Source organism: Sphingomonas montana (assembly GCF_001956315.1).
Classification (GTDB): Bacteria; Pseudomonadota; Alphaproteobacteria; order Sphingomonadales; family Sphingomonadaceae; genus Sphingomonas_R; species Sphingomonas_R montana.
In genome coordinates this window covers 235,990-250,218 of the sequence record NZ_KV887143.1, presented here as the reverse complement: position 1 = coordinate 250,218, position 14,229 = coordinate 235,990, and the positions used below count along the sequence as shown (strand labels likewise).

17 protein-coding genes are annotated in these 14,229 nt (G+C 67.9%); 7 read left to right on the top strand and 10 right to left on the bottom strand.

The genetic code is table 11. The annotated features are described in order from the left end of the window. Nucleotides 1-104 precede the first annotated feature (104 nt). Entirely contained in the window at nt 105-1,460 is a 1,356-nt protein-coding gene (locus BKY59_RS04640) for a glutamate--tRNA ligase (RefSeq protein ID WP_076068909.1), read from the bottom strand. Next, on the bottom strand, nt 1,457-3,130 hold the full coding sequence (locus BKY59_RS04635; protein ID WP_076068908.1) for an NAD+ synthase: 1,674 nt from the start codon (nt 3,128-3,130) through the stop codon (nt 1,457-1,459). The genes BKY59_RS04640 and BKY59_RS04635 overlap by 4 nt, the downstream gene beginning before the upstream one ends. 152 nt (nt 3,131-3,282) lie before the next feature. On the opposite strand from BKY59_RS04635, the gene BKY59_RS04630 reads away from it, so the two are divergent. Beyond that, the gene (locus tag BKY59_RS04630; protein WP_076069016.1) at nt 3,283-4,218 is read left to right on the top strand and encodes a ribose-phosphate pyrophosphokinase; all 936 of its coding nucleotides are present in this window, start codon (nt 3,283-3,285) and stop codon (nt 4,216-4,218) included. 281 nt (nt 4,219-4,499) lie between these two features. Here the strand turns inward: BKY59_RS04630 and BKY59_RS04625 are convergent, their stop codons facing one another. Next, nucleotides 4,500-4,808, bottom strand: coding sequence for a Rossmann-fold NAD(P)-binding domain-containing protein (locus BKY59_RS04625; RefSeq protein ID WP_129586193.1), 309 nt, complete (start codon nt 4,806-4,808; stop codon nt 4,500-4,502). Nucleotides 4,809-4,927: 119 nt separating this feature from the next. Between BKY59_RS04625 and hisN the strand changes: the two genes are divergently transcribed. Then, entirely contained in the window at nt 4,928-5,698 is a 771-nt protein-coding gene (gene hisN / locus BKY59_RS04620; protein ID WP_240499955.1) for a histidinol-phosphatase, read from the top strand. 114 nt (nt 5,699-5,812) lie between these two features. Here the strand turns inward: hisN and BKY59_RS04615 are convergent, their stop codons facing one another. Further along, complete coding sequence (locus tag BKY59_RS04615) at nt 5,813-7,939, bottom strand: AsmA family protein (protein WP_076068906.1); 2,127 nt, start codon at nt 7,937-7,939, stop codon at nt 5,813-5,815. A 170-nt stretch (nt 7,940-8,109) separates the two neighbouring features. Between BKY59_RS04615 and rpmI the strand changes: the two genes are divergently transcribed. Both rpmI and rplT read left to right on the top strand, forming a co-directional pair. Next, on the top strand, nt 8,110-8,313 hold the full coding sequence (gene rpmI / locus BKY59_RS04610) for a 50S ribosomal protein L35 (protein ID WP_076068905.1): 204 nt from the start codon (nt 8,110-8,112) through the stop codon (nt 8,311-8,313). Between the two features lie 14 nt (nt 8,314-8,327). Beyond that, nucleotides 8,328-8,705: a 50S ribosomal protein L20 gene (gene rplT / locus BKY59_RS04605; protein WP_076068904.1), complete on the top strand. Its 378-nt coding sequence runs from the start codon at nt 8,328-8,330 to the stop codon at nt 8,703-8,705. Nucleotides 8,706-8,816: 111 nt separating this feature from the next. On the opposite strand, the gene BKY59_RS04600 is transcribed toward rplT, so the two are convergent. The 6 genes from BKY59_RS04600 to BKY59_RS04575 all read right to left on the bottom strand — a co-directional run bounded on the left by BKY59_RS04600 (nt 8,817) and on the right by BKY59_RS04575 (nt 11,913). Beyond that, nucleotides 8,817-9,131: a hypothetical protein gene (locus BKY59_RS04600; protein ID WP_076068903.1), complete on the bottom strand. Its 315-nt coding sequence runs from the start codon at nt 9,129-9,131 to the stop codon at nt 8,817-8,819. A 23-nt stretch (nt 9,132-9,154) separates the two neighbouring features. Then, nucleotides 9,155-9,472: a hypothetical protein gene (locus BKY59_RS04595; protein ID WP_076068902.1), complete on the bottom strand. Its 318-nt coding sequence runs from the start codon at nt 9,470-9,472 to the stop codon at nt 9,155-9,157. A gap of 185 nt (nt 9,473-9,657) precedes the next feature. After that, the gene (locus BKY59_RS04590; protein WP_076068901.1) at nt 9,658-9,924 is read right to left on the bottom strand and encodes a hypothetical protein; all 267 of its coding nucleotides are present in this window, start codon (nt 9,922-9,924) and stop codon (nt 9,658-9,660) included. Between the two features lie 164 nt (nt 9,925-10,088). Beyond that, nucleotides 10,089-10,670 (bottom strand): FKBP-type peptidyl-prolyl cis-trans isomerase, encoded by a 582-nt coding sequence (locus tag BKY59_RS04585; protein ID WP_076068900.1) that lies wholly within the window; start codon nt 10,668-10,670, stop codon nt 10,089-10,091. A 62-nt stretch (nt 10,671-10,732) separates the two neighbouring features. After that, nucleotides 10,733-10,939, bottom strand: a complete 207-nt coding sequence (gene rpsU / locus BKY59_RS04580; protein ID WP_076068899.1) for a 30S ribosomal protein S21 — start codon at nt 10,937-10,939, stop codon at nt 10,733-10,735. Nucleotides 10,940-11,094: 155 nt separating this feature from the next. Continuing rightward, entirely contained in the window at nt 11,095-11,913 is an 819-nt protein-coding gene (locus BKY59_RS04575) for an enoyl-CoA hydratase-related protein (RefSeq protein ID WP_076068898.1), read from the bottom strand. Between the two features lie 24 nt (nt 11,914-11,937). On the opposite strand from BKY59_RS04575, the gene BKY59_RS04570 reads away from it, so the two are divergent. From BKY59_RS04570 to BKY59_RS04560, 3 genes are all read left to right on the top strand, one after another. Beyond that, the gene (locus BKY59_RS04570; protein ID WP_076068897.1) at nt 11,938-12,486 is read left to right on the top strand and encodes a (2Fe-2S)-binding protein; all 549 of its coding nucleotides are present in this window, start codon (nt 11,938-11,940) and stop codon (nt 12,484-12,486) included. Between the two features lie 136 nt (nt 12,487-12,622). After that, on the top strand, nt 12,623-13,447 hold the full coding sequence (locus tag BKY59_RS04565) for an RcnB family protein (RefSeq protein ID WP_083671868.1): 825 nt from the start codon (nt 12,623-12,625) through the stop codon (nt 13,445-13,447). Between the two features lie 200 nt (nt 13,448-13,647). Then, nucleotides 13,648-14,124, top strand: coding sequence for an RcnB family protein (locus BKY59_RS04560; protein ID WP_076068896.1), 477 nt, complete (start codon nt 13,648-13,650; stop codon nt 14,122-14,124). The last annotated feature ends 105 nt before the right edge of the window (nt 14,125-14,229 follow it).

Genomic DNA, 14,229 nt, shown 5'->3' with positions numbered 1-14,229 from the left:
TCCAAAAGCAACGTCATCCCGGACTTGATCCGGGATCCAGGGACGCCAGACACAGCCTCTGTGGCTCTGGATCCCGGATCAAGTCCGGGATGACGAAACTCGACCTAAGCCCCCGCCGCCGCCGCCGCGCGCAACCGCGCCACTGCCCGCTCGCGCCCGATCAGCGGCAACAACGCCGCCATATCCGGCCCCGAATCCTGCCCCGTCAGCGCCAGCCGCAGCGGATGGAACAGCGCCCGCCCCTTGACCCCCGTCGCCGCCTTCAACGCCGCGGTCAGCGCATGCCACGGGTCCGCGCCCCAATCGATCCCTTCGGCCGTCTCAGCAGCCGTCGCCAGGAACCCACGATCCCCTTCGGCCACCACCGCGATTTCACCCGCGATCACCGTCCACCACGCCACCGCACCGGCAACCGTCGTCAGATTGCCGCGCACCGCGTCCCAGGCAACCGCCGTCATCCCCGCCGGCAACCGGTCCGCCACCGCCGCGAACGGCATCTGGTGGACGATCCGCGCGTTCATCGCGGCCAGCTCGTCGAAATCGAACCGCGCAGGCGCCCGCCCGAACTTCGCGAAATCGAGCGTCTCGGCCAGCACCGCGGCATCGGCAACCGGCTCGACCGGCAAACTGGTCCCGATCCGCGCCAGCAACGCCGCCACTGCCGCCGGCTCGATCCCCGCCTCGCGAAACGCATCGCAGCCGAGCGACCCCAGCCGCTTGGACAGCTTCCCCTCGTCCCCGGTCAGCAGGGCGACATGCGCGAACGCCGGCGCCACCGCCCCCAGCGCCGCGAAGATCTGCACCTGCATGCCGGTATTGGTGACATGGTCCTCGCCGCGCACGACATGTGTCACGCCCATCGCGATATCGTCTACCGCGGACGGCATCATGTAGAGCCAGCTGCCGTCCGCCCGTCGAATCACCGGATCGGACAGCAGCGCCGGATTCAACGCCTGCGGCCCGCGCACCATGTCGTCCCACGCGATCGGCGTGCCATGGTCCAGCCGGAACCGCCAATGCGGCCGCACACCGTCCGCCTCCAGCAGCGCCCGGTCCTCGTCGGTCAGCGCAAGCGCCGCCCGGTCATACACCGGCGGCAACCGCCGCGACGCAAGTATCTTGCGCTTCAGGTCCAGTTCCTGCGCGGTCTCATAGGCCGGGTAGACGCGGCCCGCCGCCCGCAGCCGCTCGAACGCCGCCTCGTACAGCGCGTCGCGGTCCGACTGCCGCACCATGCTCTCCGCCCGCAGGCCCAGCCAGTCCAGGTCGCGGACGATCGACTCCGCGAAGTCCGCGGTGGATCGTTCCGCATCGGTATCGTCCATCCGCAGCAGGAACCGCCCGCCATGGCGCAGCGCGAACAGCTGGTTCAGCAACGCGGTGCGGATATTGCCGACGTGCAGCGTACCCGTAGGCGACGGCGCGAACCGCGTGACGACCTGTCCGGTCACCGCGCTCATGCCGAACGAAACGCGTTGGTGATCGGATAGCGCCGGTCGCGACCGAAGTTCCGCCGGCCCAGCTTCACCCCCGGCGGGGCCTGCCGCCGTTTATATTCGGCGACGTACAACAGCCGCTCGATCCGCACGACCGTCTCGCGGTCGAACCCGCGCGCCACGACCTCGCCCACCGACAATTCCTCCTCCACCAGTCCGTGCAGGATCGGGTCGAGCACTTCGTAGGGCGGCAGCGAATCGCTGTCCTTCTGGTCCTCGCGCAGCTCGGCCGACGGCGGCTTTTCGATCACGCTGTCCGGCATCACCGGCCCGCGCGGCCCCAGGCCGAAGCGCGGGGCGTTCGCATTCCGCCAGCGCGACAGCGCGAATACCAGCGTCTTGTACGCATCCTTCAGCACCGAATAGCCGCCCGCCATGTCGCCGTAGATCGTCGCATAGCCGACCGACATCTCGCTCTTGTTGCCGGTGGTCAGCAGCATCGGCCCATACTTGTTGCTGATCGCCATCAGCGTCAGTCCGCGGATCCGCGACTGGATATTCTCCTCCGCCAGGTCCGGCACCCGCCCGTCGAACACACCCGCCAGCATCCCGTCGAAGGCCGTCATCGCCGCGGCGATCGGGATCGTATCGAGCCGACACCCCAGCATCCGCGCACATTCCGCCGCATCCGACAGGCTTTCCTCGCCCGTAAAGCGCGACGGCATCATCACGCACCACACCCGCTCCGGCCCCAGCGCATCCACCGCGACCGCCGCCGACAACGCGCTGTCGATCCCGCCCGACAGGCCGAGGACCACGCCCGGAAAACGGTTCGCCTCGACATAGTCGCGCAGCCCCACGACCATCGCATGATAGGCATCGACCGGGCTCGGGTCCTGCGCATGGATCACGCCCGGCCGGCACGTCCAGCCGGCGCGCGCGCCCTGACTCGGCACGGCGCGGTCCCACACCGTCTCGACCACCGCCGCGTCCCATTCGGGCAACTGGTGCGCCACGCGACCGTCGCCGTTCAGCACGAACGACGCACCGTCGAACACCAGTTCGTCCTGCCCGCCGACGCGGTTCAGGAACACCAGCGGCAAACCCGTCTCGCACACCCGCACCGCAGCGATCCCGTCGCGGCGCAGATCGTCCTTCTCCACCTCGAACGGGCTGCCATGCGGCGCGATCAGCATTTCCGCGCCTGCCGCCGCCAGATGCCCGCACACCGTGGGGAACCAGATGTCCTCGCACACCGGCAGGCCGATCCGCATGCCACGTATATCGACCGGCTCCGGCAACGGGCCGGGCGCGAACACGCGCTTCTCGTCGAACGTCCCGTAATTGGGCAGTTCATGCTTCTCGCGCACCGCTACCACCTGCCCGCCGTCCAGCACCGCCAGGACATTATGGAGCAACCCGTCGCGCACCCGGATCGTGCCCACCAGCATCGCCGGCCCGCCGTCCGCGGTCGCCTGCGCCATCCGTTCCAGTTCCGTGGCCGCCCGCGCCTGCACCGCGGGTTTCAGCACCAGGTCCTCCGGCGGATATCCGATCAGCTGCAGTTCGGGAAACAGGATCAGGTCGGCGTGGGGGTGGGCCGCGCGCACCGCCAGCATATGGTCGGCATTGCCGCGCAGGTCGCCCACCGTCTGCGGCAACTGGGCAAGGATGATGATGCGGGTGTCGGCCATGCCGCGTACCTAGGGTCACCGGCGGGTCGGGGCAATGCGGCCGGCGTTCCGGTTGGTCGCCGCCCGTGCAATCTGCCGCTAATGTGTAACAAGGCTCGCAGTTTCGCGCACCCGCGGTTATGGCACGCCGCATAACGACGGGGACCGGTTCGATGAAACTGCTGACGGGCAATGCCAATATCGGGCTCGCCACGGCGATCGCCGGCTATCTCGACCTCGAACTGACGCGGGCCAGCGTCCGGCGCTTCGCCGACGAGGAAGTGTTTGTCGAAATCCACGAGAATGTCCGCGGAGAGGATGTGTTCGTGATCCAGTCGACCGGTTTTCCCGCCAACGACAACCTCATGGAACTGCTGATCTGCATCGACGCGCTCAAACGCTCGTCGGCACGGCGCATCACCGCGGTCGTCCCCTATTTCGGCTATGCCCGGCAGGATCGCAAACCCGGTCCGCGCACGCCGATCTCGGCGAAGCTGGTCGCCAACCTGATCACCGTGGCGGGCGCGGACCGTGTCCTGTCGGTCGATCTGCACGCCGGGCAGATCCAGGGCTTCTTCGATATCCCGACCGACAATCTCTACGCCGCCCCCGTCATGTCCGCCGACATCAAAGCGCGCTTTTCCGGTCGCAACCTGATGGTCGTGTCGCCCGACGTCGGCGGCGTGGTGCGCGCGCGGGCACTGTCGAAACGGCTCGACAACGCGCCGCTCGCCATCGTCGACAAGCGCCGTGAACGGCCGGGCGAGAGTGAGGTCATGAACATCATCGGCGACGTCGCCGGCCGCTTCTGCATCCTGGTCGACGATATCGTCGATTCGGCCGGCACGCTGTGTAACGCCGCCGCCGCCCTGCGCGCCGCGGGTGCGGAGGATGTCGTCGCCTATGTCAGCCACGGCGTCCTGTCCGGCGGCGCTGTGGCGCGGGTCGAAGGATCGACGCTCAGCGAACTGGTCATCACCGATTCGATCATGCCGCCGGATGCGGTGGCGGGCGCGAACAAGATCCGCCTCCTCACCATCGCCCCCCTGCTGGGCGAAGCGATCAAGCGCATCGCCGACGAAAGCTCGGTCTCCTCGCTGTTCGACTGAGGCAACGACCGCTGGACCGGATACCGCGCCGTCCCGACCGAAGTCCCGCCCCGTTTCCTACGTCATCCTGACGGACGTCAGGATCCATGATCACGCCGCCCGATGCCGGGTGACGACACCCCACCGGACGACGCCCCGCCTTCATCCAGGCTACCGAGCGAACAAACGTGTCGCTCGGATATGCCCGAGCCAGGAGAGACCTCCGGGTCATCCATCCAAACCCCGTTTGGCGCAGCCCCACCCCAACGTCATCCCGCATCCACGGAACGGACCCGCCAGCCTCAATACACCGTGAAGATCCGCTCCACGATTCCCGCCGCGGTGCGCGACCCGACCAGCCCGGCCAGCGCGTTCCAGCGGGGCATCGGCATGCCGTCGGTCAGCACGCCGGTCGCCAATATCACGACGGCCAGCATCACGCCCCCCGCCGCGATGCCGACCAGCGTGCGCGTCGTGGCCGGCCGATCGCCGGCATCGGCGTCGCGCGCCGCGATCTGGGCGCGCAACGCCCGCACTTCCTGATACAACCGACCGACCTCGTCGGTCGCGGGTCCGGCACCGTCTTCGGGCCTGTCTGGTTCGCTCGGCACTCTGCTCGGCATGGCGGTCCCCCGGACATTGTCGGCCGGGTCGATATCATGCTTCCCGCTGCGGTGCGACGGGTAGCCTGTGGTTGCGCAATCGGGTCGATATCGCGATGACGGCGGCCATGACAGACGCCGACATCCGCCTCGCCCATCTGCTCGCCGATGCCGCCGGCGCCGCGATCCGCCCCTTCTTCCGCGCGCGGTTCGATATTGAGATGAAGGCCGACGCGTCGCCGGTGACGCAGGCCGATCAGGCCGCCGAACGCGCCATCCGCGCGCTCCTCGCCGTCCATGCGCCCGACGACGGGATCATCGGGGAGGAATATGGCAGGATCCGCGAGCATGCCGACCGCGTCTGGGTGCTCGATCCGATCGACGGAACCCGCGCCTTCATCGCCGGGCGGCCGATCTTCGGCACGCTGATCGCGCTCCTGGAACAGGGCCGCCCCGTCCTGGGCGTGATCGACCAGCCGATCTCGGGCGAACGCTGGGTCGGCGCAAACGGTCGCCCGACGACGCTCAACGACGTCGCCGTCACGACCCGCGGCTGCCCGGCGATCGGCCGCGCCTTGCTGGCCACCACCTCGCCCTGGTTGTTCGATGGCCCGGGCGGCGCGGCGTTCGACCGCGTCCGGACCGCCGTCCGCGATACCGCACTTGGCGGCGACTGCTATAATTACGCGCTGCTCGCTTCCGGCCACGGCGACGTGATCGTGGAACAGGGCCTGCAACTCTACGACTTCGCCGCGCTTGTGCCGGTGGTGGAGGGGGCCGGCGGCGTCATGCGCGACTGGTCTGGCAATCCGCTCGATGCCGCCAGCGACGGCCACGTCATCGCCGTGGGCGACCCCGCCCTGCTCGACCCGGTCCTGGCCCTGATCCGCGACGCCTGACCCTACCCCCGCACGGCCGAATCAAAACCAGCCCCTAAGCGTACCCCGGGGCAGGCCGTGGCGTGGACACAGCGCTTCTCTCCGACCCCGGTCTCCGCCGGGAACGCCCGTACCTCAGAAGATTCCCAGGAACTTCTTCCGCTTACCACCGTCCTCGGACTTCGCTTCGGCCTTGGTACCCTTGCCGACATCGGTCCGCGCCGCACCCTTCACCGTGCGCTGCGCCGTCGCGCGCGCACCGGCCAGCACCGGTCCGCAGGCGGTCGACTTCGCATCGCCCACGTCGACGAACGCCACCACCGCCGCCACCGGTGCCGCGACCACCGCCAGCCCGAGCGACGCGCCCGCCCGCGCCAGCAGTTCCGGACTGATGACCTTGTAACCCGGTGCCGCGAAATGACCGTTGATCCCGATCGGCGACTGACCGGCGAACATACTGAACTTCTTGCTGTCCGCGCGGAACGCCAGGTCGATCGACTCATCCTTGAAACTGAACCCGCCGCGGCCCAGCATCACGTTCTTGCGCGTATCGATCAGGATCGGGTCGGCCGTCGCGATCCCGTCGCGCACCGTGAAGCCGATCAGCCCGCAGTTGATCTGCACCGGTTCCTTCAGCGTCCCCTGGAACATCTTCTGCGCGAACGTCCCCAGGTCCAGCTCGGCCAGCTGGATGTTGCGCGCCCAGAACGTGCCCTGCGGCAGGATCACCGCGATCCGCCCGTCCGACGACGCCAGCGACGCGCGCAGCGAATCACCCTCGCCCGTCATCCGGATCCGCGCCTTCACCGTCCCCGTCGTGCCCGACTCGGCGACGCCGAACCCCGCCAGCAGCTTGCCCATCGGAGTCGGTGACAGGCGGATATCGTAACTGGTCCGCACCAGCCTGCGCCGCGCATTCAGCCGGACGTCCGACGTGACGAACCCGCCGGCCAGGTCGAACGTCAGCGGCGACATGGTCAAAAGGCTGCGGTCCAGCACCAGGTTCAACGCGACGTTGGACACCGGCAGGTTCGGCGCGCGCACGGTGGCAACCTTGTACCGCACCTTCGCATCGAACAGCCCGATCGAATCAGCGCGGAGCGGCGCATCGGGCAGCAGGCGCGGCACGCTGCCCGTCTGATGCACCGCCGCCTTCACGCCGACCGTCGCCAGCGCCTCCGGTTCATAACCGATGAACGGCCCGATATCGACGATGTCCACCTTGCGCGACGCGATGTCGGCATCGACCAGCAACCGGTCGTTCGGCAGCGAGATCGTCATCCGCCCGGCCAGGTCGCTGACCCCGAACCCGCCCTTCATCCTCGTGAAACGCCATTCCTCACCCACCTTGGTCAGGTCGGACGTCAGCTTGTAGCGCCGCGTCTCGGGCGTCACCACGCCCAGCAGTTCGAACAGCCCCGCCAGGTTCGGCCCGTCGGCACGCACCTTCAGGTCCGCCCCCTCCAGCACGGTTGCTCCGCGCAGCGTGCCGTCCACGCCCAGCTTGTCGCGCCCGGACACCGCCCGCATGGTCAGCCGGTTGCGCCCGCCCGCGATCGTCTCGTTCGGCGACAGGATCGCGCCCTGCATCGTGAACGGCCGCCGGCGCAGCGTGCCGTCGCCGGTAAAGCGCAGGTCGTCGGCGAACTGCGTGTCGGTCGCGCGCAACGTGTCGAACTTCACGTCGGTGCGCAGGAACAGCTTGGGGTCGATGTAGCGCAACGTCGTGCCGGCGACGTTCGCGCGCACGATCGTCGGCATCCTGAACGGCTCGCCCTTCTCGTTCGGGTCCCCCAGTGTCCAGGTGTTGCGCTGCCCGTCGGCATTCCATTCCATGTCGAGCGCACCATCGACCAGGTTCAGCTGCTTCACCCGCTGCGTGCCCCAGATCAGCGGGAACGACGCGACCCGCATGTCGATGCGCTTGGCCTTGAACAGCTCGTCCTTCGTCGCCCATTCCGGGTTCTGGATCGTGATCCCTTCCGCCACGAACTTGATGTCGAACGGATCGAAATACAGCTGGAAATCGCCAGCCACCGCCACGCGCCGCTCCGCGCTGCCACCGGCATAGCGTTCGAAATACGGCTTCAGGAACCGGCCCTTGGTTACGTACAGGACAGTCCAGGCCAGCACGACCAGTCCCAATATGCTCGCCACCACGGCCAGGATCGCGGCCAGCGAAAGCGTTGCCGGGTCGCGTGGGCGGGCCGCTGCGGCGGGCCGGGGGGGGGCGGGCGCGTGCGCCGATGCGGTGTCAGCCATCGTCGATCAACCTTGTAGGACTTTCCCGGTTCCGGGGCCTTGTGCCACGCGGCGGTTGCTTTTGGCGACGAATTTCCCTAACGCCCGGCGCTTCCGCGATCTGGAACGACGGTCCGGCCGAAATGGGCTGCCGTGGCCGTTTACAGCTGTCGCAAACGAAGGAGACAGAAATGCCCAAGCTCAAGACCAAGTCGGGGGTCAAGAAGCGGTTCAAGATCACCGCGAGCGGCAAGGTGAAGCACGGCGTCGCCGGCAAGCGCCACCGTCTGATCAGCCACAATTCCAAGTACATCCGCACCAACCGCGGCACCAGCGTCCTCTCCGCGGCCGATACGCCGCGCGTGAAGCTCTGGGCACCGTACGGTCTGAACTGAGGGAGTACGGATAAATGGCACGCGTCAAACGTGGTGTAACCACCAAAGCCCGCCACAAGCGGATCCTCGAACAGGCGAAGGGCTATTATGGCCGTCGCAAGAACACCATCCGCATCGCCCGCCAGGCGGTGGAGAAGGCCGGGCAGTACGCCTACCGTGATCGCAAGGTAAAGAAGCGCACGTTCCGCGCGCTCTGGATCCAGCGTATCAACGCCGCCGTGCGCCAGGAAGGCCTGACCTACGGCGTGTTCATGCACGGCCTGAAGCTGGCCGGCGTCGAACTGGACCGGAAGGTCCTGGCCGACATCGCCATGCACGAAGCAAGCGTCTTCTCGACCATCGTCGCACAGGCGAAGGCCGCCCTGCCGGAGGGTTCGCGCCACATGGCGTAACCCTTCGCGCCCCGGCGTGAAGACAGCAAAAAGGGCGCGGACCGGATCGGTTCGCGCCCTTTTTCACGTGAAGCGTGGCCCGGACGTTCGACCGCCCCGGCTACGCTACATTCACCGATACCGGCGGCGGTTGTTCTTCTGGCGATAGATCCGCCCACTCGCGCGGTCCTGCCGGTTATCGAGCCGCTGGCGTTCGCGGTAGGTCAGCCGTCCGCCACTCGCGCGCATGCGCTGCTCCGCACCGTTGATCCGGCCCTGATTGCGCTGCAGCCGGGCCGCCTCGCGCGGCGTGATGCGGCCGCTTCGGATACCCTGGTCGATGCGGCGTTCCTGCGAATATTGCCGCCGATTGACCTGCGCGTCCGCCGGCGCGGCTGCCGCCACCGTGGTCAGGCCCAGTGCGGCCAGCATGAGAAGAATTTTCATGATGTCTCTCCCTTATGAGTCGATCAGCGCCGCGTCTGGCGATCGGTCTTCTGCGTGCGGATGCGCTGACTCAGCGCGTCGAACCGGCGATCGAGGTCGCGGCGCTCGGCCACCGACAGTCCATTCGATGCACGGTAACGCTGCTCAAGGCGGTTCAGCGTCACGAACTGCCCACGGATACGGCCCGCCTCGGCACGGGTCAGCGCGCCGCTTCGGATCCCCTGGTTGATCCGCTGCTCCTGCTGGGACTGCCGCTGATTGATTGGCCGCCAGGACTGCGCGCTCGACAGGCTCGGGGTCAGAACCGCCACGGCCGTCGCCAGTACAAGATAGGTCTTCATCACATGCCCTCCTGATTTGATGCTGTGAGAAGGCACTGGTGCGGCTGAACCCATCATGACCGCGTCGTGCAGGAACACGACAGCTTTGGCCAACGCCTGCGCTCATACCTCAATGACCACCGGTCGAACTTTCGGCGGACGCACGTCAGACGCCGGGAACGCACCGCCCGTGGACGATCCCGCGATCAGTCCACCCGCCGCCCCTTGACGACGGCCAAGCCAATGGTCAATCCGGCGCCGATCAGGATCGTCGCGATCAACAGGACGACACCCACCACCGGGTGCAGCGAAAAGCCGTAGCGGGCGAGAATCAGCCCAGCGACGATCGCTCCGCAGACACTGAGGAAGAACACGACCCACCCCTTGGCGTTGACCGGCGCGGCCGAGACACGCCCCGCACTGCGTGAACAGACGAACCACGTATCGTCGCGCTCATTCTCGCGATCCAACATCCCCGACTCCGGCATGGCCTACACGTTCTCAGGCTCGCGGAGTCGCGTGAAGACGCAATCCGATCGATCGCAGGCCCCGCCTCCACGGCGGACCACGCACAAGAAAAACGAGCCGAACGCTGGTGCGCCCGACCCGTTTTCAAATCATATCCACGCCAACCGGATTACATGCCCGGAGGCATGCCGCCCATGCCGCCCATGCCGGGCTGCGGCGGCGCGATGCCGAGCATCTCGACGTCGAACACCAGCAACGAGTTCGCCGGGATCACGACCTTGCCGGTTCGCGGATCCGGCATCGCCTGTGCGCCGTAGCCGAGTTCCGGTGGGATCCAGAAGCGGTACTTGGCACCCGCGTTCATCAGTTGCAGGCCTTCGCTGAAGCCCGGGATCATTCGGCCGACCGGCATCGGCGTCGGCCCACCATGCGACTCGGACGCGTCGAACGTCGATCCGTCCGCCAGCTTGCCGTCATAGGTAACAATCGCCGTGTCCTGCGCCGTCGCGCGCGGCCCGGTGCCCGGCTTGACGATACGATATTGCAGGCCGGACGGCGTCGTCTGCACGCCCTGTTTCTTGGCGTTGCTCGCCAGGAACTCGGACGCCGGTTGTGCGAGCGCGACCTGCGCCCGCGTACCGACCCAGGCAAAACCGATTGCCGCAGCAAAGGCGATGCCGATGCCGACCCACAGCTTGGTCAGCGAGCCCTTGGCAATCGGACGCAGCGGTACGGCGGTCACTTCCGACATGAGCTCACTTTCTTCGGCAGATACTGGTGCCGGCTATTGCCGACAGTGCAAACGACAATCCCTTAACGGGCGCCGTCACGCTCCATGCGTTTGCGCTCCAGCTTACGGGCACGACGGATGGCGGCGGCACGTTCGCGCGCGCGCTTTTCCGACGGCTTCTCGTAATGCCGGCGCAGTTTCATCTCGCGATACACACCTTCGCGCTGCAGCTTCTTTTTCAGGGCGCGCAGCGCCTGGTCGACATTGTTATCGCGGACGATGATTTGCATGAGGTTAGTGTCTCCGGTCGATTATGCCGGTCCATGTCCGCCGATGCGCGAACCGAACCTGCCATTCCGTCAAATAGGATTCGGCGCGGAAAAGAGCTCCCGCGTCGATCAAGGGCACGCCCCTATCAGTCGCCACCCGCTATTTCAACCCGGACTCAACGCAGGTCCCCGAACGTCGGCGGCAACTTGGCGGCCCGCGCCTCCGCGATCGCGCGCAGGTCCGCGCTGGCCAGCGTGGCCGCGTTCCACGTCGCCACATCGCGCAGCCCGTCCGCCACCGTCCGCCCGCGGCTATGGTTCAGCGACCGCTTGGTCCCGACCACCGCCATCGGCGATTTCGCCGCGATCGTCCTCGCCAGCGCCCACCCGGCCGTCAGGCCCGAGTCGCGGTCGGGCGCAAGCTGGTTGACCAGGCCCCACCGCATGGCCTCCTCCGCTGCCATCCGCCGCCCGGTCAGTGCCAGTTCGCGCACGATTCCGCCGGGGATCAGATACGGCAGGCGTTGCAGCGTGCCGAGATCGGCGGTGATGCCCACGTCCACCTCGGCCACCTGAAACCACGCGTCCGCCGTGGCCACGCGCAGGTCGCAGGCGCAGGCCAGGTCGACGCCGCCGCCGATGACACCGCCGTGCAGCACCGCGATCACCGGTTGTCGCGCGCCCTCCACCGCGTCGATCGCGGCCTGCAGACCGGCGATGTCGCGCACCTGCTTTTCCGCGAACCGGCCCGGATCGCCGACGTCGGCAAACTGCGCCGCGGCCCAGCCGAGGTCGAGCCCGGCGGAGAAATGCCGCCCCCGTGCCGACAGCAGGATCGCGCGCACGCCCGAGTCGGCGGACAACGCACCGAACGTCGCGGTCAGTTCGGCAAAGAACGCGCCGTCCATGGCGTTCAGCCGCTCCGCCCCCGCCAGTTCGACATGCGCGACCGATCCGTCCTGCGAAACCGCGATCCTTGCTGCTTCCATCGTCATCCTCCCTGGCTTATCGCCGCCGGCATGACGCGTTTCACCGTGAACGGCCAGCCCATCCAGTATCTCCTCGATCCGGAGACGCCGCTGCTGTGGGCGCTGCGCGACGCATCGAACCTGACCGGCACCAAATATGGCTGCGGCGCGGGGCTGTGCGGCGCTTGCACCGTCCATGTCGACGGCAATGCCGTGCGGTCCTGCCAGGTTGCGATCGGCACGCTGGAAGGCAGCTTCGTCACCACGATCGAGGCGCTGTCGCGGGACCGTGGCCACCCCGTGCAGCAGGCCTGGATCGCGCGTGCCGTGCCGCAATGCGGCTATTGCCAGTCGGGCATGATCATGGCGGCCGCGGCCTTGCTGGCGCGCAACGGCAACCCGACCGATGCCGATATCGACGCGGCGATCACCAACATCTGCCGCTGCGGCACCTATCCGCGCATCCGACGGGCGATCCGCGCGGCGGCCGCCGTGGCGGCGGGACGCATCGTGCTGGAGGCCGGCCCCGCCCCCGGCATCGACCCGGCCGACGCCGCCCGCGCCGTGCCGGCCATGACGGTCGCCCGCCCGCGCGACTGATCCGCTGCTTGCGTGCCGATGCTTTCGGCCGGATGCTGTCTGATCGCTGACGGACCAGTTCAGCGTGCGTATCGGACGCATCCGCCATCCGTGTGACGACCGCGGCGCAAACGCCGGCGGTGAGGGAGACCAACCCATGCACAAGATGCTCACCGCACTGCTGCTCGGCGCGACGATGGCGGCACCTGTCTTGGCCCAGCAGGACCGCGGGCCCGCCCGCGCCCGCTCGGAAGGCGACCGCGGTCCGCGCGGCGATCGGCCGGAACGCATGGATCGCCGCGCCGCCGCGCCCGCGCCCGACATGCCGGTCCGCGCCGAACCGCCCGGCCAGTTCGACGAGGTCGAACAGGTCGGCCAGCGTCCGGATCGCGACGGTCGGCACCGGGACCGCCTTAGCAACCGGCGCGACGACCGCTTCGACGATCGCATCCAGGGGGGTCCAGGCCGGGGCAATCCTGATCGCGGCTATTTCGGGCGGGACGGCTTCGACCGGAACGGCCCGGATCGACGCGGACCGGACCGCGACGGGCGCTATGACGGCCCCCGCAATGGCCGCTTCGACGGGCGCGATCCACGCGGCCTGCAGCCGGGGCGTGGCAACGAAGCCTATGGCCGCAACGCATATCGCTGGCAGGGCGGATCCGGCACCTGGAATCGCGACTGGCGGAACGACGGACGCTATGACTGGCAATCCTACCGCCGCGGCAACGACCGCGCGTTCCGCGCACCGCGCTATTACGGACCACCGGGCCTGGGTGGCAACGGCTATCGCCGCTGGTCACCCGGTTACCGGATCCAGCCGGCTTTCTACGGCCGCAACTACTGGATTTCGCGGCCCGAACTGTACCGGTTGCCACCGGCCTATGGGGGGTATCGCTGGGTCCGCTATTATGACGATGTCGCACTGGTCGACATCCGGTCCGGCCTGATCGCGGACATCCTCTATTCCTTCTTCCTGTAAAGCCCGACCTGCCTCGCACAGCCCCCGCGACGCCCCCCGGTGTCGCGGGGGTTTTCGTGTCGGCGGGACGGCCTTCCGCAATCTTTCTGTTGGCTGACGAACATGTTCCCGCGTCGTTCAGTTCGACTCGGCGATAAGCGGGGCATCGGACGGAACGGGATCACCCGGCCCCGCCGAACCAGACAGGAAGGAACAGCATCATGCGCAAGTTTCTGATCGCCGGCCTCATGGCCCTGACGCTCGCCCCCGCCATGGCCGCTGCCCAGCCCGGCGAACTGCGCCGTGATCGGCAGGACATCCGCGAGGAGCAGCGCGAGCTGCGCCAGGCACAGCGCTACGGCAGCCGTCGCGACATTCGCGAGGAACGGCGCGACGTGCGCGACGCACGGCAGGAATATCGCGAGGACTGGCGCCAGTATCGCCAGCAGAACCGCCGCGTCTTCACGCAGGGTCGTTATGTCGGCCCGAACCGCAACTGGCGCTATCGCCCGGTCGCGGTCGGCTACCAGTTCCAGCCGTCCTTCTACGGCCAGCGCTACGTGATTGCCGATCCGTATCGCTATCGCCTGCCGCGTGCGACCGGCATCAACCGCTGGGTGCGCTACGGCAACGACGTCGTGCTGGTGAACACCCGCAACGGCCGCGTGGTCCAGGTGTATAACAGCTTCTTCTACTGAGGCTCACACCGCCGACGAGGGCGACCGAACGACGCACCGAACGACTCGGGGGCCATCAGGCGCCCGGGTCGCTTGTCGTCGGCGCGTGCAGCGCGTAGCGGCACA